We start from the raw sequence: 19,070 nt of genomic DNA on the forward strand, positions 1-19,070 counted from the left end.
GTGACATGGCAGTGTGGCAGCCATGTGCGGACGGTATGCGGCGAGTCGTAAGCCCGAGGACCTGGTGGAGGCCTTCGGCATCGAGAAGTGGGAGCCGGAGGAGGCCCTGGCCCCCGACTGGAACAGGCGCCGACGAAAGAGGTCCACGTCGTCCTCGACCGTCCCCTGAAGGACGCTTCGCACCCGCGTCCGGTTCGCCAGCTGCGCACCCTGAAATGGGGCCTGGTCCCCTCCTGGGCGCAGAACCCCGACGGCGCCGCCCGGATGATCAATGCCCGGTCCGAGACCCTGCACGAGAAGCCGTCCTTCCGGCGCCCCTTCGCGCAGCGCCGCTGCATCGTCCCCGCCGACGGCTACTACGAGTGGGTCACCGCCCACGACGAGCGGCAGCTGGAGGTGGAGGGGAAGAAGAAGAGGGCCCGCAAGCAGCCCTACTTCGTGCTCCCCTCCGACGGCTGCGTCTTCGCCATGGCCGGGATATACGAGTTCTGGCGCGACCGGACCCTGCCCGACGAGCACCCGCTCGCCTGGTGGGTCACCTGCTCGGTGATCACCGCCGAGGCCGAGACGACCCCCCTGGGCGTGCCCCCGGCCGAAGGGCCGCGCTCGCTCTCCGAGATCCACCCGCGGATGCCGCTGATGCTGACCCCGGACCGCTGGGACGCCTGGCTGGACCCCGCGAACACCGACACCGAGGGTTCCCTGCGGGAGCTGCTGGCGCCGCCGCCGGGCGGCCTGATGCGCGCCTACCCGGTGTCCACCGCCGTCAGCAACGTCCGCAACAACGGACCGGAGCTGCTCGAAGAGCTGGCCGCCCCCGAGGAGGCAACCCTCTTCTAGGGCCGGGCCCGGGCAGGATGGGGTGCATGACCACGCGTACCGAGAGCGTCGACACCCCGGCGGGCGAGGCCCGCATCACCTGGCACACCGCCCGCGCCGCGAAGCTCGTGCTCGCCGTGAGCCACGGCGCCGGCGGCGGCATCGAGGCCCGCGACCTCCAGGCGCTGGCCGCCGCCCTGCCCGCCCGCGGGATCACGGTCGCGCTGGTCGAACAGCCCTGGCGGGTCGCCGGGAAGAAGGTCGCCGCCGCGCCCAAGGTGCTGGACGAGGGATGGCGCGCGGTGTGGCCCGCGCTGGCGAAGTCCGGACCGCCGGTGGTCGCGGGCGGACGCAGCGCCGGGGCCCGGGTGGCCTGCCGGACCGCCGTCGAACTGGGCGCCGCCGGGGTGCTGGCGCTGGCGTTCCCGCTGCACCCGCCGGGCCGGCCGGAGAAGTCCCGCGCCGCGGAGCTCACCGGGGCCGGCCGGCCCACGCTCGTGGTCCAGGGCGGCCGGGACCCCTTCGGGCGCCCCGAGGAGTTCCCCGCGGGGGAGCACGAGCTGGTGGAGATCCCGTACGGCGATCACGGTTTCGCCGTGCCGAAGAAGGCGGACCTCACCCAGGACGAGGCCCTCGGGAAGATCACCGATGCGGTCGGGCGATGGCTCCTCGCGCTCCCGGCCGGCAACTAGCGCGAAGCGCGCGGGAACAGAAGGCCGAAAACCCGTCCGGTACGCGGGAATGCGCCGCCCGGCCCTTCTGTTGTCTCGGATGTCGGTACGTACGGGAACTTGTCGGAGGAGAGGGAGCGCATGACCCAGGTCATCAGTCAGAACCAACGGCAGGCCGCTGACCTGGACTGGACGGTTCTTCCTGCCCCCAAGCGCAGCACGCTTCGGGCGGCGGAGGGCCGGGATGGTCGACTATTCTCCGATTCGAGCGGGTCCGCTTTCGGAGCCGCCACGCAGTCGGAGGAGGTGGGTCCTGTCGCTGGGACCGACGAAGGCCACGCGGAGGAGACGACCCCGGAGCGCAACGCGCGCTTCGAGCGGGACGCCCTCGGCTACCTCGACCAGATGTACTCGGCCGCGCTGCGCATGACGCGCAACCCGGCCGACGCTGAGGACCTGGTCCAGGAGACGTACGCGAAGGCATACGCGTCCTTCCACCAGTTCCGCGAGGGCACCAACCTGAAGGCGTGGCTGTACCGCATCCTGACCAATACGTTCATCAACTCCTACCGCAAGAAGCAGCGCGAGCCCCAGCGCAGCGCCGCGGAGGAGATCGAGGACTGGCAGCTGGCGCGCGCCGAGTCGCACATGTCGACCGGACTGCGCTCCGCCGAGTCGCAGGCGCTCGACCACCTGCCCGATTCGGACGTGAAGGAAGCCCTGCAGGCCATTCCGGAGGAGTTCCGCATCGCGGTCTACCTTGCCGACGTAGAGGGCTTTGCGTACAAGGAGATCGCGGACATCATGGGTACACCCATCGGTACGGTCATGTCGCGACTGCACCGTGGCCGCCGTCAACTCCGCGGAATGCTGGAGGACTATGCCCGTGAGCGCGGGCTGGTTCCCGCGGGCGCGGGAGAGTCGAACGACCGGAAAGGCTCGGGCTCATGAGTTGCGGAGAGCCGCACGAGACAGAGTGCTCTGAGGTCCTGGATCACCTGTACGAGTTCCTTGATCAGGAAATGCCCGACAGCGACTGCACGAAGTTCGAGACCCACTTCGGCGAGTGCAATCCCTGTCTGGAGAAGTACGGCCTGGAGCAGGCCGTGAAGAAGCTGGTGAAGCGCTGCTGCGGGTCGGACGACGTGCCGACCGACCTGCGGTCGAAGGTCATGGGCCGGATCGAGCTGATCCGCTCGGGGCAGGCGGTGCCCGATCACGATGTCACCGCCGACAATCCGACTCCCGGCTGACCGGATCGGCAGTGCATTGAACAGCCGCCCCCGGAAAGGCACTTCGTTCACCCGAAGGTGCTAATCCGGGGGCGTCCGCATGGCGCAATACGACAATGTGGCCCACGTCCCTCGGGGCCCCACTTATTCTCCCCATTCGGTACCGGTCCGCACCGGTACCCGGCCTGAACGGCACACGGGAGGAGAGCGCCATGCGGGTACTTCCGCCGGCGGCGCGCGCATACATCCTGTGCGCCGTCCTCGCCGCCGCGGCCTGCGTCACCCCCGCATTCACGGATTCCGGTACGCCCTGGGCGGCCGTCGCCCTGCTCGCCGTCCTCTACCTCGGCTGCGAACTCGTGAAGGTCTGCCCGCTGCCGGGCAGCCGGGTGCCCGAGGGCATCGGCTCCTTCTTCCCCGTGGTGCTCGCCGCCGTCTTCCTGCTGCCGCCCGCCGCCGCGGCGCTCGTCGCGCTGCCCGGCGGATGCGCGGGGGCCGTGGCCGAGCGGCCCGCCCGGGTGCGCCGGGTGTGGCACGGCGCCCAGCAGGCCATGGCCGCGTGGGCGGCCGGCCGGGCGTACGGGCTGCTGCGCGGTCCGGACTCCCTGGGCGGGGGACCCTCCGCCGGGTCCGGGCCTCCCGGATGGGTGGCCGACTTCCCCTACGCGATGCTCCCCGCGGCCGCCGCGGCCGTCGTCTTCTGCCTGGTGCTCACCGCCCTCGACGGCGGCATCCTGGCCACCGCCGAACGCCGGCCCGCCGCCACCGCCTGGCGCGGACCGCTCACCCTCTCCCTCGCCCCGCACTGCGTCCACGGCCTCGCCGGACTGATGATGGCCGTCATGTGGCGCAGCCCGTACGGGCTCCCGGCCGCACTCCTCGTCCTGCTGCCGATGTACATCTCCTGCTGGGTCTTCGCCCAGTACCACCGCGAGCGCTCCGCCCACCGGGCCACCATCCGCGCCCTCGTCCAGGCCGTCGACATCAAGGACCGCTACACCCGCGGGCACAGCGAACGGGTCGGCCAGGCCTCCGCGATGATCGCCCGCGAGCTGGGCATGGCCGACGACCGGATGGAAGTCGTGCGGATCGCCGGGATCCTCCACGACGTCGGCAAACTGGGCGTCCCCACCCGGCTGCTGCGCAAGGACGGGCCGCTCACCCCGGAGGAACGCCGGATCATCGAGCTGCACCCCGAGTACGGGCACGAGATGGTGCGCGGCATCGGCTTCCTCGGCGAGGCCCGGTCCGCGATCCTGCACCACCACGAGCGGGTCGACGGCTCCGGCTACCCGTACGGGCTGACCGGCGAGCAGATCCCGGTACTGGCCCGGGTGGTGGCGGTGGCCGACGCCTTCGACGCGATGACCTCGACCCGCTCCTACAGCCGGGCCCGGCCGGTGCCGGTGGCCCTGGCCGAGCTGGACCGGTGCGCGGGCGCGCACTTCGACCCGGCGATGGTGCGGGCCCTGACGGGCGCCATCGGCCGGCACGGCTGGCACCCGGTGGTCACCTCCGACGAGGACCTCCAGGTGATCAGCGCAAACACTCCCCCTGAGGTCGCGGGTACCGGGGTACCCGGGCCCTGGCCGTCCGTACCGCCCGGCCCGGGCCCGGGCCCGGGCGCGGCCCCGCCGGCTCCGCCTGCCGATCGGGTCCGGGCGGCTCCCGGCCCGGCCGACAGGAACGGCGGCGCCCTTCCCGAGAGTGCCCGCACGGCCCGATCGGCCGCGCGGACGGCGCTGCGCGCCCTGCCCGCGCAGGACGCGCCGCCCGCCGGGGCCGACCGCCCGGGGAGCGACGCTCCACCCACCGGTGGACGGCCCGGCCGCGACGCGGGCGGCGCCGGGGCGGGCGGATGAGGACCGCGGCCGTGTGGACGGTGCGGGGGGCCGCGGCCGTGCTCACCGCCGTCGCCCTCGCGCACACCCTGTGGAACGGCGTCGTCGAGCCCGGTACCGCCCTGGCCTTCGGCACGCTGATCGCCGTCGGCGAGCTCGCCCGCCGGGACCGGCGCCAGGGCGGCTCCGTCGACCGCCTGCCCGCCCCGCTCGGCTCCGCCGGCGCCCTCGCCTACGCCCTGCTCGGCGAGGACGCCGGCCAGCCCACCCGGCACGGGGTGCTCCAGATCGTCGCCGTCGTCGTCGCGGCGGCCCTCGCCGGGATCGTCCCGCACATCGCCCGGGGCCGCGGCCCCGCCCTCGACCACCTGTCCCGCCGGGTGCTCACCGTCGCCTTCGCCGCCGTGTGTTTCCAGCCGCTCCACAACTCCGGCCGGCTGGACGAACGGGTGGGCCAGGGCCCGTGGCTCGTCCTCTTCCTGCTCTGCCTGCTCGGCCTCACCGCCCTGTGCGACGCCGTGCTCGCCGCCGCGCTGGCCGGGGCCCGCACCGGCCGGCCGTACGGTCCCCTGCTGCGCGACGAGCTGCGGGCCCAGCTCGGCATCGGCGCGGCGATCTGTGCCAGCGGGGTCGTGATGGCGCTCGGCGCGGCCGTGGCGGGACTGTGGGCCATACCCGTCTTCAGCGTGCCCCTGCTGCTGACGCAGCTGTCCTTCCACCGGATCACCGCGATCCGTACGACCTACCGCCAGACGATCACCTCCCTGGCCCGCGCCACCGAGATCGCCGGATACACCCGGCCCGGCCACGCCCGCCGGGTGGCCGCCCTGAGCTGCGCCGTGGGCCGGGAGCTGGGCCTGTCGGAGCGGGAGCTCACGGTGCTGGAGTACGCCGCCCTGATGCACGACATCGGCCAGCTGTCCCTCGTCGACCCGGTGGCGGACGGGGCCACCGCCGAGCTGCCGGCCGCCGAGGCCCGCCGGATCGCCGGGCTGGGCGGGGAGGTGGCCCGCCGGACCGGGGTGCCCGCGGAGGTCGCCGTGGTGGTGGAGCGGCAGGCGGATCCGTACCGGGAGCAGCCCGTCCTGGCCCGCATCGTGCGTACGGTGAACGCGTACGACGACCTGGCCGGGGGGAGCCGTCACCCGGGCGGCTCACTGGCCGCCCTGGAGCAGCTCCGTCTGGGCACCGGGCACGATTACCAGCCGGAGGTCGTGGAGTGCCTGGCGAGGGTTCTGGCCAGGGGCGGACGTGACAGAGTTGTTCCCGTCCGACCTGGGTAACCCATGGGTAATGAGCGGCCGTCCGAGTGGGCATGGTTGGATGCCAGTAAGAGTGTCCGCAAGGCTGCACCGTTGTCCCCCGGCTACCGCCGGGAGGGTGCCCCCAGGCAGGCGGGAATCGTGAGGATCTTCGGGAAGGTACGGCATCGGCCCTCCGCCTCGTGGCGGCAGGCCACCGACCGCGCGTTCACGCTGATCGGCGACGGGCGGTACGAGGACGCGGGCGCGCTCCTGACCAGAGCGGCGGACCTGGAGCCCTGGCTGTCCGAGTCCTGGTTCAATCTGGCCCTGCTGCACAAGTTCCGCCACGACTGGGAGCAGGCACGGGCCGCGGGACTGCGCGCCGTGGCCCTGCTGGACCGCGAGACCGGCGCCCCGGACTGGTGGAACGTGGGCATCGCCGCGACCGCGCTCCAGGACTGGCCGCTGGCCCGGCGGGCCTGGCAGGCGTACGGGCTGAAGGTGCCCGGCGACGCCCACGGCGCGGGCGGCAAGGGCAGCGGCGAACCGGTCGGCATGGAGCTCGGCAGCGCGGCCGTACGGCTCTCGCCCGAGGGCGAGGCCGAGGTGGTCTGGGGCCGCCGGCTGGACCCGGCCCGGCTGGAGGTCCTGTCGATCCCGCTGCCCTCCTCGGGGCGGCGCTGGGGCGAGGTCGTGCTCCACGACGGGGTCCCGCACGGCGAGCGGGTCACCGCGGCCGGTCCCTCGTACCCCGTCTTCGACGAGATCGAGCTGTGGGCGCCGTCGCCGGTGCCGACCTGGGTGGTGCTGCTGGAGGCGGCCACCGAGGCGGACCGTGACGCGCTGGAGCAGCTGGCCTCGGACGCGGGCTTCGCCGCCGAGGACTGGTCCTCGTCGGTGCGGCTGCTGTGCCGGACCTGCTCGGAGAGCGAGATGCCCAGCGACGAGGGCGACGGCGAGCACCTGGATCCGCACGACCACAGCGAGCCGGGGCATCCGGGACCGCTGGGGCACCGCACGGCCGGCTCCGGCTCCCTGTGGGTGCCCGAGCGCGAATGCGGGATCGCGGCGCCGGCCGGTCTGGTGCGCGGACTGCTCGACGGCTGGGTCGCGGACAGTCCGGGCACCCGCGAGTGGCGGGATCTCGAAGAAGTCTGCTGAGCAGGGCCGTAGGCTGTACGGGCACATCGGTGGCCATTGGCGACCACCGGTGACTTGGACTTACGGAAGGCGTACGGCGGACATGTCGCAGCAGGAGAACGAGGTAGTCGGCGTCGAGGTCGTGAACGACGGGTACGTCGTGGACACGGAGGACTGTGCCGAGCGCGAGCTCGCCCACCGTGAGCGCGGCACCGCCCGCCCGATCACCGTCGTCGGTAACCCGGTCCTGCACCGCGAGTGCAAGGACGTCACCGAGTTCGGCGACGAGCTGGCGCAGCTGATCGACGACATGTTCGCCAGCCAGAAGGCCGCCGAGGGCGTGGGCCTGGCCGCGAACCAGATCGGCGTGGACGCCAAGGTCTTCGTCTACGACTGCCCGGACGACGACGGCGTGCGGCACACCGGTGTCGTGGTCAATCCGAAGCTCGTCGAGCTGCCCGCCGGCACCCGGGTGCTGGACGACTCGAACGAGGGCTGCCTGTCGGTCCCGACCGCCTACGCCTCGCTGGCCCGCCCGGACTACGCCGAGGTCGAGGGCCAGGACGCCCAGGGCAACCCGATCAAGGTGCGCGGCACCGGCTACTTCGCCCGCTGCCTCCAGCACGAGACCGACCACCTGTACGGCTACCTCTACATCGACCGCCTCTCGAAGCGCGACCGCAAGGACGCCCTGCGGCAGATGGAAGAGGGCACCCCGCGCTACGAGACCGTCCCGAACGCGTAGCCCCTCGGCCGGTCAGGCCGCCTGCGGGCCCCGGAAGGCGCGCCGGAAGGAATTCGGCGTGGTGCCCAGGGTCCGCAGGAAGTGGTGGCGCAGCGCGGCCGCGTTGCCGAAGCCGCAGCGGCCGGCGATCGCGTCCACCGTCTCGTCGGTCGCCTCCAGCAGCTCCTGCGCGAGCAGGACCCGCTGGCGCAGCACCCACTTGTACGGCGTGGTGCCGGTCTCCTGGAGGAAGCGGCGGGCGAAGGTGCGCGGTGACATGTGCGCGCGCTCCGCGAGCTGCTCGACGGTGATCTCCTCCTCCAGGTGGCGGGCCATCCACTCGATCACCTCGCCCACGGTGTCGCACGAGGTGCGCGGCAGCGGCCGCTCGATGTACTGGGCCTGCCCGCCGTCCCGGTGCGGCGGTACGACCATCCGCCGCGCGATGGTGTTGGCCACCTCGGCCCCGTGCTCCTGGCGGACGAGGTGCAGGCAGGCGTCGATGCCGGAGGCGGTGCCGGCGGAGGTGATCACCGGGCCCGCGTCGACGTAGAGCACGTCCGGGTCGACCAGTGCCCGCGGGAAGCGCCGGGCCAGCGTCGCGGCGTGCATCCAGTGCGTGGTGCAGTGCCGGCCGTCCAGCAGCCCCGCCGCCCCGAGCACGTACGCGCCGCTGCACACGCTGACCACCCGCGCTCCGCGGTCCACCGCGCGGCGCAGCGCCTCCATGAGCGCTTCCGGGTACACGCGGGTGCCCGCGTCCCGGAAGGCGGGCACGCAGATCAGGTCGGCACTCTCCAGCCGCTCCGGCCCGTGTTCGGGGGAGACCGTGAAACCGGTGCCGGACATGGTCAGGGGGCCTTCCTCCGCCGCGCAGACGGCGAAGTCGTACACCGGCAGTCCGTGATCGCTGCGGTCGATTCCGAAGACTTCGCAGAAGATCCCGAACTCGAAGGGGGCGATCTCGTCGAGGAGGGCCACGGCCACGTTGGTCAGCATGCCTCCAGTGTGGCAGTAATTCGCTCTTTCATGACAGTCCTGCCACTGTGCGAGTTTTCCCCACGGGAGGAGAGTGGAGACATGAACACGTTCCTGAGCTACCTCACCGTCCTCGCCGTCGCCGTCCTGGTGCTCGCCCCCAGCCTGTACGGGGTCCTGCGCGACCGTCGGATCGACCGGCAGCTGCGGGCCGTCGAGACCCGGCTGGTGTGGCTGCCGCGCCAGAAGGCCGGCGGCATGCCCCCCACCGTCCACCGGTCCCGCGCCCGGCACACCCGGATGCACTGGGGCCCCGTCGCCCACTGAGCCGGGGCGACCGTGCACACGGGAGGCCGGACGATCGGGCGCCGGAAACGCGAGAAGCCGGGACGCGGTGGTGAACCGCATCCCGGCTTCGCGGCGTTCACCGCGTCCCGGCCGGAGGGACGGGAGGACCCTTAGAAGTCCTCGTCCAGGTCGACCGTGCCCTCGACCGCGACCTGGTAGGCCGACGGACGGCGCTCGAAGAAGTTCGTCAGCTCCTGGACGCCCTGCAGTTCCATGAACGAGAACGGGTTCTGCGAGCCGTACACCGGCGCGAAGCCGAGACGGACCAGACGCTGGTCGGCGACGCACTCCAGGTACTCGCGCATCGACTCGGTGTTCATGCCCGGCAGGCCGTCGCCGCACAGGTCGCGGCCGAACTGCAGCTCCGCCTCCACGGCCTCCTTCAGCATGTCGGTGACCTGCTGCTGGAGGGCGTCGTCGAAGAGCTCCGGCTCCTCCTTGCGGACCGTGTCCACGACCTCGAAGGCGAAGTTCATGTGCATGGTCTCGTCACGGAACACCCAGTTGGTGCCGGTGGCCAGGCCGTGCAGCAGGCCGCGCGAGCGGAACCAGTACACGTACGCGAAGGCGCCGTAGAAGAACAGGCCCTCGATGCACGCGGCGAAGCAGATCAGGTTCAGCAGGAAGCGGCGGCGGTCGGCCTGCGTCTCCAGCCGGTCGATCTTCTCGACCGAGTCCATCCACTTGAAGCAGAACTGCGCCTTCTCGCGGATGGAGGGGATCTCCTCGACCGCGTCGAACGCGGCCGCCCGGTCGTCCGGGTTGGGAAGGTAAGTGTCGAGCAGCGTCAGGTAGAACTGGACGTGCACGGCCTCCTCGAACAGCTGGCGCGACAGGTACAGGCGCGCCTCCGGGGAGTTGATGTGCTTGTAGAGCGTCAGCACCAGGTTGTTCGAGACGATCGAGTCGCCCGTCGCGAAGAACGCGACCAGCCGGCCGATCATGTGCTGCTCGGAGGGCGTCAGCTTCGCCAGGTCCGCGACGTCCGAGTGGAGGTCGACCTCCTCCACCGTCCACGTGTTCTTGATCGCGTCCCGGTAGCGCTCGTAGAAGTCCGGGTAGCGCATCGGGCGGAGCGTGAGCTCGAAGCCCGGGTCCAGGAGGTTCTTGCTGTCGTTGGAGCTCATTACTGGCAGGCCTCGCAGGACTCGGGGTTCTCAAGGGAGCAGGCCAGAGCGTCGGCGTCGACGGCCTGCGGGAGCGGGGGGACCCCCGCCGAAGGCAGGGGGAGGGTGGCCGCCGGGACGGCGGACGCGGACGCGGCGCGGGCGATCTTCGTGGCCGGGCGCGAGCGAAGGTAGTAGGTGGTCTTCAGACCCTGCTTCCAGGCGTACGCGTACATCGAGCTGAGCTTGCCGATGGTGGGCGTCTCCAGGAACAGGTTCAGCGACTGCGACTGGTCCAGGAACGGCGTACGGGCCGCCGCCATGTCGATCAGACCGCGCTGCGGGATCTCCCACGCCGTGCGGTACAGCTCGCGGACCTCCGCCGGGATCCAGCCGAAGCCCTGGACCGAGCCGGAGGACTCGCGCAGCGCCTCGCGAGTCTGGGCGTCCCACACGCCGAGCGCCTTCAGCTCCTCCACCAGGTACCCGTTCACCTGGAGGAACTCACCGCTGAGCGTCTCGCGCTTGAAGAGGTTGGAGACCTGCGGCTCGATGCACTCGTACACGCCGGCGATCGAGGCGATCGTGGCCGTCGGGGCGATGGCGAGGAGCAGCGAGTTGCGCATGCCGGACGTCGCGACGCGGGCGCGCAGCGCCTCCCAGCGCTCCGGCCAGTTCAGCTCGGTCTCGTAGTGGTCCGGGTGCAGGACGCCGCGCGCGGTGCGGGTCTGCTCCCAGGCCGGCAGCGGGCCGCTGCGCTCGGCCAGGTCGCACGAGGCCTCGTACGCCGCGAGCATGATGCGCTCGGAGAGCTTGGTGGACAGGGCCTTCGCCTCGGGGGAGTCGAAGGGCAGCTTCAGCTTGAAGAAGACGTCCTGGAGGCCCATCGCGCCCAGACCCACCGGGCGCCAGCGGGCGTTGGAACGGCCGGCCTGCTCGGTCGGGTAGAAGTTGATGTCCACCACGCGGTCGAGGAAGGTCACGGCGGTGCGGACGGTCTCGTCCAGCCGCTCCCAGTCGATCTCGCCCGTCTCCGTCAGCACGAACGCGCCGAGGTTGACCGAGCCGAGGTTGCAGACGGCCGTCTCGCCGTCGTTGGTGACCTCGATGATCTCGGTGCAGAGGTTGGAGGAGTGGACGACCGTGCCCGGCTCGGCGGTCTGGTTCGCCGTGCGGTTGGAGGCGTCCTTGAAGGTCATCCAGCCCTGGCCGGTCTGCGCGAGGGTGCGCATCATCCGGCCGTACAGGTCGCGGGCGGGCATGGTCTTGCGGGCCAGGCCCTCCGCCTCGGCCTTGCGGTAGGCGGCGTCGAACTCGTCGCCCCACAGGTCGACCAGCTCGGGCACGTCGGCCGGGGAGAACAGCGACCACTCGGCGTCGGCGTTCACGCGGCGCATGAACTCGTCCGGGACCCAGTGGGCGAGGTTCAGGTTGTGCGTACGGCGCTGGTCCTCACCGGTGTTGTCGCGGAGCTCCAGGAACTCCTCGATGTCCGCGTGCCAGGTCTCCAGGTAGACGGCGGCGGCACCCTTGCGGCGGCCGCCCTGGTTCACGGCGGCGACGGAGGCGTCGAGGGTCTTCAGGAACGGCACGATGCCGTTGGAGTGGCCGTTGGTGCCGCGGATCAGGGAACCGCGGGCGCGGATGCGGGAGTACGACAAACCGATGCCGCCCGCGTGCTTCGACAGGCGCGCCACCTGGTGGTAGCGGTCGTAGATCGAGTCGAGCTCGTCCAGCGGGGAGTCCAGCAGGTAGCAGGAGGACATCTGCGGGTGCCGGGTGCCGGAGTTGAAGAGGGTGGGGGAGGAGGGCAGGTAGTCGAGGCGGCTCATCAGCCGGTACAGCGAGGCCACTTCCTCGACGGCCTGGACGCTCTCGTCCGCGGCGAGGCCACAGGCCACGCGCAGCATGAAGTACTGCGGGGTCTCGATGACCTGACGGGTGATCGGGTGGCGCAGCAGGTAGCGGCTGTGCAGGGTGCGCAGGCCGAAGAAGCCGAAGCGGTCGTCGGCGCCCTCGGCGAGGGTGAGCTCGACGAGGGAGTCCAGGCGGCTCGCGTGGGTGCGCACGAACTCGGCCGTGCGGTCGGCGATGAGGCCCTCGCGGTGGCCGACCTCGACGGAGGCCGAGAAGGAGGTGGAGCCCTGGCTCGCGGCCTCGTCGCGCACGGCCAGCGTCAGCAGCCGGGCGGCGAGCTTCGAGTACGCGGGGTCCTCGGAGATCAGACCTGCGGCGGCCTCCGTGGCCAGCCCGCGCAGTTCGGCGTCGTCGGCGGCGGAGCTGCGGCCGCGGAGCGCGGCGGCGGCGACGCGGCCGGGGTCGGTGTCGGGGAGGTCCGCCGTCAGTTCGGTGAGGGTACGCAGCAGCGTGGCCCCCGGGCCCTCGGTGTTGTCGCCAGAAACGGACTCGGCGCGCGGTGCGGAAGGCGCGATGGTCACGGCGGGAGCTCTCCCTCGCTCGGCCCGGTCATCGGCGGAGCGGGGCGCGAGCGGGCGCATGCGGGCGTGGCAGGAACGCGTACGCACCGCATGGCGTCCACCGGCCCAACCGCGAGGCCCGGACGTGTCGGCACCCGGTTCGGTCGAGCCGGGCGCGCTGTCGGCAGGTCCTCGGACTTGGTGTCCGGTAGGCGGACACTTCATACCGTTGCGGGACAGTTCCGGATTCGCACCGGATTCCCCTGCGGCGACAGCAGCCATGAGCATACATGTGGGGGGGCGCTGTTGTGCGACCCCCCACATGTTGTGTCGGTGCGGCTACAGCTCCAGCCGGAACGTGAGCAATTTCAGCCCGGGAACGGGTGCCCAGTCCCGCTCCGGCGTGCGGATGAAGCCGAGCCGCTCGTAGATCCGCTGGGCCCCGGTCATGCCGCGCTGGGTCGACAGCACCAGGTGCGTGACCCCCGCCAGCTCCCGCGCCCTGGCCATGCAGGCCCGCACCAGGGCCTCGCCGACGCCGCGTCCGCGCGCCTCGCGGGAGACGGCCAGCATCCGGAACTCTGCCTCGCCGGGCCCGGCGATGTCGGCCAGCGGGCTCCCGGGCGGTGCGAAGGTCACGCCGCCGAGCACGGCGCCCTCGTAGACGGCCACGAGCACCTCCCCGTCGGCGGCCCGGCCGGCGACGTCGCGCAGCACGCCCGCGTAGAACGCCTCGCCGGAGCCCAGCAGCCCGTCGCCCACGTAGGCCTGCGCGGTGATCTCACCCAACTGCTCGTACTCGGCGGGCAGCGCCGCCCTGATCACGATGTCCATGCGGTCGAGTGTGCAGGACGGGTGTCGGCGCCCGGCGTTATCGTCGGATGCAGCACCGTCGAGGAAGGTGAGCAAGGCATGACCGTGATGACCGACCGGCCCCAGATGCTGACCGAAGAGTTCGAGACCGTGGCGCGGATAGCCGCCAGAGAGGTCGAGGGGCTGCGGTTTGAATTCATCAACGGGAAGCTGGGGGTCAAGGCAGTGCCGGATGGGGACCACGGGACGATCATCGTGTGGTTGTCGCGTATCTGCATGCAGTCGCGGCCGGACCTGTGGTTCTACGGCGAGCAAGGGATCAAGATCCAGCGGTGCCGCAATGGCCGTGCTCGTGCCGACGCCGTCCTGGTGTCGACCGCCGCTCTCGCAGGGCATGGGGAATGGGCCGAGCCCGACCCCGTACTGATGGTCGTGGAGGTCACGTCGTACGACACCGACACGGACGCCCGCGACCGACATGAGAAGCCCCGCGGCTATGCGGAGACTGGCATTCCGGTGTACCTGCTCATCGACCGGGACACCTGTGAGATCACCGTCCACAGCGAGCCGGACGGCAGCCGTTACGAGAATGTCCGCACTGTCCCCTTCGGCAAGGACATCCACCTCCCCGACCCCGTCGGCATCACCCTCCAGACCGAGGTCCTCAAGGACTGGGTGCGCTGAGCACGCCGAAGGGCCCCGCCGATGGCGGGGCCCTTCGTGCGTACGGTCTCAGCAGCAGCCGAAGCCCTCGCGGGGGTCCGCCTCGCGGGCGTCCGTGCGGGCGCGTTCGAAGGCGCGGCGGGTGAGGACCTCCGCGTCCGGGTCGTGGGAGCGGGCGTGGGCGACGTACCGGTCGTACGCCGCCTCCCCCGAGAACTCCCGTACGTAGAACCGCGCCTTCGCCAGCGCGCTCCGTACGGTGCTCACGCCACCGGCTCCTTGACGTGCCCGCCGCCGCCCGCCTCCGGGCCGGCCGCGGCGAGCTCCGCCCGCTCCTCGGCGGTCGCGATCAGTCCGGCCGGGGCGACGATCTTCGACTCGGTCCACGGGACCTCGGAGAGGGTCGCCGATCCCGGGTCGCGGACGGCCTTCAGGCAGGTCCGGGCGGCATCCGCGAGGACCACGATGATCAGGACGGCGAAGAAGGCGCAGAGCACGCCGTCGACCGTGGCGTTGGTGACCACGGTGTGCATGTCGTCCATGTTCTTGGCCGGCGCCAGCACCTTGTCGGCGTCGATTCCCGCCTGGTACTTGTCGCGCTGGGCGAAGAAGCCGACCTTCACGTCCTCGGAGAAGATCTTCTGGTAGCTCGCGGTGAGGGTCACCGTGGCGTCCCAGACCAGCGGGACGCCCGTCACCCAGGCCCACTTGAGCCGCCCGGACTTGACCAGCAGCGTGGTGCAGACGGCCAGCGCGACCGCGGCGAGCAGCTGGTTGGCGATGCCGAAGAGCGGGAAGAGCTGGTTGATGCCGCCCAGCGGGTCCTTGATGCCGACCCACAGGAAGTAGCCCCAGCCGCCGACGACGATCGCGCTCGCGAACCATACGCCGGGCTTCCAGCTGACGTCCTTGAAGGACTTGTGCACGTTGCCGAGGGTGTCCTGGAGCATGAACCGGCCCACGCGGGTGCCCGCGTCGAGCGTCGTCAGGATGAAGAGCGCCTCGAACATGATCGCGAAGTGGTACCAGAACGCCTTCATGCCCGCGCCGCCGATCACGGCGGAGAAGATCTCCGACATTCCGAGTGCGAAGGTCGGGGCGCCGCCGGTGCGGGAGAGCAGGCTGGCTTCCTCGACGTCCTTGGCGGCCTGAGTGAGCGCCTCGGGGGAGATGGCGAAGCCGAAGTTCGTCACCGCCTGGGAGGCGGACTCGACGGTGGGGCCGATGACGCCGCCGGGGGAGTTGACGGCGAAGAAGAGGCCGGGCTCGATGATGCAGGCCGCGATGATCGCCATGACGGCGACGAAGGACTCGGTCAGCATCGCGCCGTAGCCGATCATGCGGACCTGGGTCTCCTTCTGGATCATCTTCGGGGTGGTTCCCGAGGAGACCAGGGCGTGGAAGCCGGAGAGCGCGCCGCAGGCGATGGTGATGAAGACGAAGGGGAACATCGACCCGGCGAAGACCGGGCCGTCGCCGCTCGCCGCGAAGTCGGTGACCGAGGGCATCTTCAGGGTGGGCATCGCGATGACCACGCCGAGCGCGAGGAGCGCGATGGTGCCGACCTTCATGAAGGTGGAGAGGTAGTCGCGGGGCGCGAGCAGCATCCACACCGGCAGGACCGATGCCAGGAAGCCGTACACGACCATCCAGATGACCAGCGTCTCCTTCTCCAAAGTGAAGGTGCCGGCGAAGGAGGACTCGGCGACCCAGCCGCCCGCGACGATGGCGAGCAGCAGCAGTGCGACGCCGATGACGGAGACCTCGGTGACCCGGCCCGGCCGCAGCACGCGCAGGTAGAAGCCCATGAAGACGGCGATCGGGATGGTCATGCCGATGGAGAACACGCCCCAGGGGGAGTGCGCCAGGGCGTTGACGATGACCAGGGCCAGCACCGCCAGCAGGATGATCATGATGGCGAACACGGCGACCAGTGCGGCGGCCCCGCCGACGGGGCCGATCTCGTCCCGGGCCATCTGGCCCAGCGAGCGCCCGTCGCGGCGGGTGGAGAAGAACAGGGTGACCATGTCCTGGACGGCCCCGGCGAAGATGACGCCCGCGACGATCCAGATGGTCCCGGGCAGGTAGCCCATCTGCGCGGCGAGCACCGGTCCGACCAGCGGGCCGGCACCGGCGACGGCGGCGAAGTGGTGGCCGAAGAGCACCCGGCGGTCGGTGGGATGGAAGTCGACACCGTTGTCGAGGCGTTCGGCGGGGGTGGCCCGCGTCTTGTCCACCTTGAGCACGCGGTCCGAGATGAAGCGTGCGTAGAAGCGGTAGCCGATGGCGTACGAGCCCAGTGCGGCGGCGAGCAGCCAGGCGGCGGAGATCTCCTCGCCGCGGGAGAGCGCGAGCACCCCCCAGCCGATGGCGCCGACGAGTCCGACGAGCACCCACACGGCGATGGACCTGGGAGAGGGCGAGCCGGGCGTGGTGCCCGGACTCGCCATGTCCCGTTCTGTCCCTGTTGCTTCCGGTTCAGGCATGACCTCGTCCCCTCGTCGATCATCTGCGTAAGGGCAGGGAATCTACGGGGGATTGCCCGGTCAGCGTAAGGGTCCGTCCGCATTCCGGTATGTGAAGGAATTCGGTAGGCCGGGATCCGGCGGGCGGGGCCGGACGGGCTCGGACGGGACCGAACGTTCGAGGTCAGACGGCTGGGCGCTTGAGCCGGGCGACGAACTTGTACCGGTCCCCGCGGTAGACGGACCGCACCCACTCCACCGGTTCCCCGTCGGCGTCCAGCGAGTGCCGCGACAGCATCAGCATCGGCAGGCCGACGTCGGTGCCGAGCAGGCCGGCCTCGCGCGGGGTGGCCAGCGAGGTCTCGATCGTCTCCTCGGCCTCGGCCAGGTGGACGTCGTACACCTCGGCGAGGGCGGTGTACAGGGAGGTGTACTTGGCGAGCGAACGGCGCAGCGCGGGGAAGCGCTTGGCCGACAGGTGCGTGGTCTCGATGGCCATCGGCTCGCCGCTGGCCAGGCGCAGCCGTTCGATGCGCAGCACCCGTCCGCCGGTGGTGATCTTGAGCAGCCCGGCGAGGGTGTCGTCGGCCGTCACGTAGCCGATGTCGAGGAGCTGGGAGGTCGGTTCGAGACCCTGGGCCCGCATGTCCTCGGTGTACGAGGTGAGTTGCAGTGCCTGGGAGACCTTGGGCTTGGCGACGAAGGTGCCTTTGCCCTGGATCCGCTCCAGTCGTCCCTCTACGACCAGTTCCTGGAGGGCCTGCCGGACGGTGGTCCGCGAGGTGTCGAATTCGGCCGCGAGCGTGCGCTCCGGCGGGACCGGGGTGCCGGGTGGCAGTGTCTCGGTCATGTCGAGCAAGTGCCGCTTGAGTCGGTAGTACTTGGGAACACGTGCCGTGCGGGTCGCTGCCCCGCCGTCCGGCTCCGTGGTCGCCCCTTCGGTGGCCATCGCCGCCCGCCTTCCCGACTCCAGTTTCGCTGCCGTCACCGGCTCCTCCGATATGTGCGGTCACATGGTGACACGTAAGGGGGGACAGGCCTTCTCTCTCCCCAGGTGTCGGTCCGATAACGGACCGGGCACCCGCTCATTAGACCCTTGACACCCCTAAAGGTCTAGGCCAAGCTCCAGCTACTGGTCTAAACCAATATGGATCAGATCCCGGCCCCACGGCAGTACTTCGCGTATGTCACCGCGGCGGGCGAGGGAAGTGCAGGCAGGCATCCCTGAGGAGGGTGGCGTGAAGCGCAAGCTCATCGTGGCGGTCAGTGTCGCGGGCATGATGGCCGGAGTCGCGGCGTGCGGCAACGGCGGCGACGACAAGGCCAAGGCCGACGCGGGCCCCAAGGAGATCACCGTCTGGGTGATGGACGGCTCCGCGCCGAAGGCCTGGATCGACGAGGTCAACAAGGAGTTCTCGGCCAAGCACCCCGGTGTCACGGTCAAGGTCGAAGAGCAGAAGTGGACCGGTATCCAGGAGAAGGTCACCACCGCCCTCTCCGAGAACAACCCGCCGGACGTCCTGGAGCTCGGCAACACCCAGACCGCCGGCTACGCGGTCACCGGCGGCCTCGCCGACCTGACGAAGGACAAGGCCAAGCTCGGCGCCGACGCCTGGCAGAAGAGCATGCTCGCCTCGGCCGAGATCGACGGCAAGCTCTACTCCGCCCCGTGGTACGCCGCCAACCGCGTCGTCATCTACGACAAGAAGGCCTACGAGAAGGCCGGCGTCACCCCGCCGAAGACCCGCGACGAGTGGATCGCCGGTCTGGAGAAGCTGAAGGCGGCCGACCCGGCCTCGCAGCCGATCTACCTGCCCGGCCAGAGCTGGTACGTCCTCGCGGGCTTCGTCTGGGACGAGGGCGGCGAGCTCGCCGTCAAGGACGGCGCCAAGTGGAAGGGCGGACTCGGCACCCCGCAGGCCGCTTCCGCCGTGGAGTTCTACAAGAAGCTCCAGTCCTTCTCCACCGCCCCCAAGGACAAGGACGAGGCCAACCCGCAGCAGTCCACCGACATCGTTCCCAAGGGTGGCGTCGCCTCCTGGATCGGTCTCGGCTGGGAGGCCGGCGGCGCCGAGAAGGCCCTGAAGGACGCGGGCAAGGAGGCCGACTTCGGCTACTTCCCGATCCCGGGCAAGACCGCGGACAAGACCAGCACCGTCTTCCTCGGCGGCTCGAACCTCGCCATCGCCGAGCGCTCCAAGAACAAGGAGCTCGCCAAGGAGTGGCTGGCCCTCGCCGCAGGCAAGGACCAGATGACCAAGTACGCCGCCGAGACCAAGGGCGCGCTGCTGCCGAACCAGGCCGGTGCGAACTTCACCCCGGCCGCCGGCTCCTTCGCCGAGGCCATGGGCAAGGCCGGCGCCAACGGCAAGATCACTCCGGTCACCGCGGGCTGGGCGAACGTCGAGACCGAGCCGAACCCCATCAAGGAGTTCATGACCAAGGTCCTGAACGGTGAGGACGCCGCCAAGGCGGGCGCGGACGCGGACAAGGAAATCGCGAACCGCATCAACAAGTAGTCCCACCCCGCAGTTCCCGCACCACCCAGCAGTGTGAGCGCACTGGGGGCACGGCAGGCGCCAGGCCGCCGCCGTGCCCCCCGTCGCGCA

17 protein-coding genes, 1 pseudogene and 1 riboswitch are annotated in these 19,070 nt (G+C 71.0%); of the genes and pseudogenes, 11 read left to right on the forward strand and 7 right to left on the reverse strand.

Annotated features, from left to right (window positions below):
• The first annotated feature begins 22 nt into the window (after nucleotides 1-22).
• From ACZ4VT_RS05830 to def, 8 genes and pseudogenes are all read left to right on the forward strand, one after another.
• Nucleotides 23-840 (forward strand): annotated as a pseudogene (locus ACZ4VT_RS05830) (SOS response-associated peptidase).
• A gap of 26 nt (nucleotides 841-866) precedes the next feature.
• Nucleotides 867-1,511 (forward strand): alpha/beta hydrolase family protein, encoded by a 645-nt coding sequence (locus ACZ4VT_RS05835; RefSeq protein WP_467946977.1) that lies wholly within the window; start codon nucleotides 867-869, stop codon nucleotides 1,509-1,511.
• A gap of 285 nt (nucleotides 1,512-1,796) precedes the next feature.
• The gene (locus ACZ4VT_RS05840) at nucleotides 1,797-2,441 is read left to right on the forward strand and encodes a sigma-70 family RNA polymerase sigma factor (RefSeq protein WP_030709911.1); all 645 of its coding nucleotides are present in this window, start codon (nucleotides 1,797-1,799) and stop codon (nucleotides 2,439-2,441) included.
• Entirely contained in the window at nucleotides 2,438-2,743 is a 306-nt protein-coding gene (gene rsrA / locus ACZ4VT_RS05845) for a mycothiol system anti-sigma-R factor (protein WP_351291604.1), read from the forward strand. The genes ACZ4VT_RS05840 and rsrA overlap by 4 nt, the downstream gene beginning before the upstream one ends.
• Nucleotides 2,744-2,934: 191 nt before the next feature.
• Complete coding sequence (locus tag ACZ4VT_RS05850) at nucleotides 2,935-4,584, forward strand: HD-GYP domain-containing protein (RefSeq protein WP_467946980.1); 1,650 nt, start codon at nucleotides 2,935-2,937, stop codon at nucleotides 4,582-4,584.
• Nucleotides 4,581-5,846 (forward strand): HD-GYP domain-containing protein, encoded by a 1,266-nt coding sequence (locus tag ACZ4VT_RS05855; RefSeq protein WP_467946982.1) that lies wholly within the window; start codon nucleotides 4,581-4,583, stop codon nucleotides 5,844-5,846. Before ACZ4VT_RS05850 ends, ACZ4VT_RS05855 begins: the two co-directional genes overlap by 4 nt.
• Nucleotides 5,847-5,966: 120 nt before the next feature.
• Nucleotides 5,967-6,968, forward strand: a complete 1,002-nt coding sequence (locus ACZ4VT_RS05860; RefSeq protein ID WP_362797223.1) for a tetratricopeptide repeat protein — start codon at nucleotides 5,967-5,969, stop codon at nucleotides 6,966-6,968.
• An 82-nt stretch (nucleotides 6,969-7,050) separates the two neighbouring features.
• Nucleotides 7,051-7,692, forward strand: coding sequence for a peptide deformylase (gene def / locus ACZ4VT_RS05865; protein WP_362797221.1), 642 nt, complete (start codon nucleotides 7,051-7,053; stop codon nucleotides 7,690-7,692).
• A gap of 12 nt (nucleotides 7,693-7,704) precedes the next feature.
• Here the strand turns inward: def and ACZ4VT_RS05870 are convergent, their stop codons facing one another.
• Nucleotides 7,705-8,670, reverse strand: a complete 966-nt coding sequence (locus ACZ4VT_RS05870) for a helix-turn-helix domain-containing protein (RefSeq protein ID WP_467946984.1) — start codon at nucleotides 8,668-8,670, stop codon at nucleotides 7,705-7,707.
• 81 nt (nucleotides 8,671-8,751) lie between these two features.
• On the opposite strand from ACZ4VT_RS05870, the gene ACZ4VT_RS05875 reads away from it, so the two are divergent.
• The gene (locus ACZ4VT_RS05875; RefSeq protein WP_467946986.1) at nucleotides 8,752-8,976 is read left to right on the forward strand and encodes a hypothetical protein; all 225 of its coding nucleotides are present in this window, start codon (nucleotides 8,752-8,754) and stop codon (nucleotides 8,974-8,976) included.
• Between the two features lie 131 nt (nucleotides 8,977-9,107).
• Here the strand turns inward: ACZ4VT_RS05875 and ACZ4VT_RS05880 are convergent, their stop codons facing one another.
• From ACZ4VT_RS05880 to ACZ4VT_RS05890, 3 genes are all read right to left on the reverse strand, one after another.
• Nucleotides 9,108-10,124, reverse strand: coding sequence for a ribonucleotide-diphosphate reductase subunit beta (locus tag ACZ4VT_RS05880; RefSeq protein ID WP_467946988.1), 1,017 nt, complete (start codon nucleotides 10,122-10,124; stop codon nucleotides 9,108-9,110).
• Nucleotides 10,124-12,541 (reverse strand): ribonucleoside-diphosphate reductase subunit alpha, encoded by a 2,418-nt coding sequence (locus ACZ4VT_RS05885; RefSeq protein WP_467946989.1) that lies wholly within the window; start codon nucleotides 12,539-12,541, stop codon nucleotides 10,124-10,126. Before ACZ4VT_RS05885 ends, ACZ4VT_RS05880 begins: the two co-directional genes overlap by 1 nt.
• Nucleotides 12,542-12,686: 145 nt before the next feature.
• Nucleotides 12,687-12,818: riboswitch (cobalamin riboswitch) on the reverse strand.
• A gap of 41 nt (nucleotides 12,819-12,859) precedes the next feature.
• Nucleotides 12,860-13,354 (reverse strand): GNAT family N-acetyltransferase, encoded by a 495-nt coding sequence (locus tag ACZ4VT_RS05890; RefSeq protein ID WP_467946991.1) that lies wholly within the window; start codon nucleotides 13,352-13,354, stop codon nucleotides 12,860-12,862.
• Between the two features lie 78 nt (nucleotides 13,355-13,432).
• On the opposite strand from ACZ4VT_RS05890, the gene ACZ4VT_RS05895 reads away from it, so the two are divergent.
• Nucleotides 13,433-14,017, forward strand: a complete 585-nt coding sequence (locus ACZ4VT_RS05895) for a Uma2 family endonuclease (protein ID WP_467946993.1) — start codon at nucleotides 13,433-13,435, stop codon at nucleotides 14,015-14,017.
• Nucleotides 14,018-14,065: 48 nt separating this feature from the next.
• Here ACZ4VT_RS05895 and ACZ4VT_RS05900 read toward each other — a convergent pair whose 3' ends face one another.
• From ACZ4VT_RS05900 to ACZ4VT_RS05910, 3 genes are all read right to left on the reverse strand, one after another.
• The gene (locus tag ACZ4VT_RS05900) at nucleotides 14,066-14,263 is read right to left on the reverse strand and encodes a CstA-like transporter-associated (seleno)protein (RefSeq protein ID WP_467946995.1); all 198 of its coding nucleotides are present in this window, start codon (nucleotides 14,261-14,263) and stop codon (nucleotides 14,066-14,068) included.
• Nucleotides 14,260-16,446, reverse strand: coding sequence for a carbon starvation CstA family protein (locus ACZ4VT_RS05905; protein WP_467946997.1), 2,187 nt, complete (start codon nucleotides 16,444-16,446; stop codon nucleotides 14,260-14,262). Before ACZ4VT_RS05905 ends, ACZ4VT_RS05900 begins: the two co-directional genes overlap by 4 nt.
• Before the next feature lie 199 nt (nucleotides 16,447-16,645).
• Nucleotides 16,646-17,410, reverse strand: a complete 765-nt coding sequence (locus ACZ4VT_RS05910; protein ID WP_030709888.1) for a GntR family transcriptional regulator — start codon at nucleotides 17,408-17,410, stop codon at nucleotides 16,646-16,648.
• Between the two features lie 289 nt (nucleotides 17,411-17,699).
• Between ACZ4VT_RS05910 and ACZ4VT_RS05915 the strand changes: the two genes are divergently transcribed.
• Nucleotides 17,700-18,980: an extracellular solute-binding protein gene (locus ACZ4VT_RS05915; protein ID WP_467946999.1), complete on the forward strand. Its 1,281-nt coding sequence runs from the start codon at nucleotides 17,700-17,702 to the stop codon at nucleotides 18,978-18,980.
• Nucleotides 18,981-19,070 lie beyond the last annotated feature (90 nt).

Source organism: Streptomyces sp. NPDC029164, from assembly GCF_055563995.1.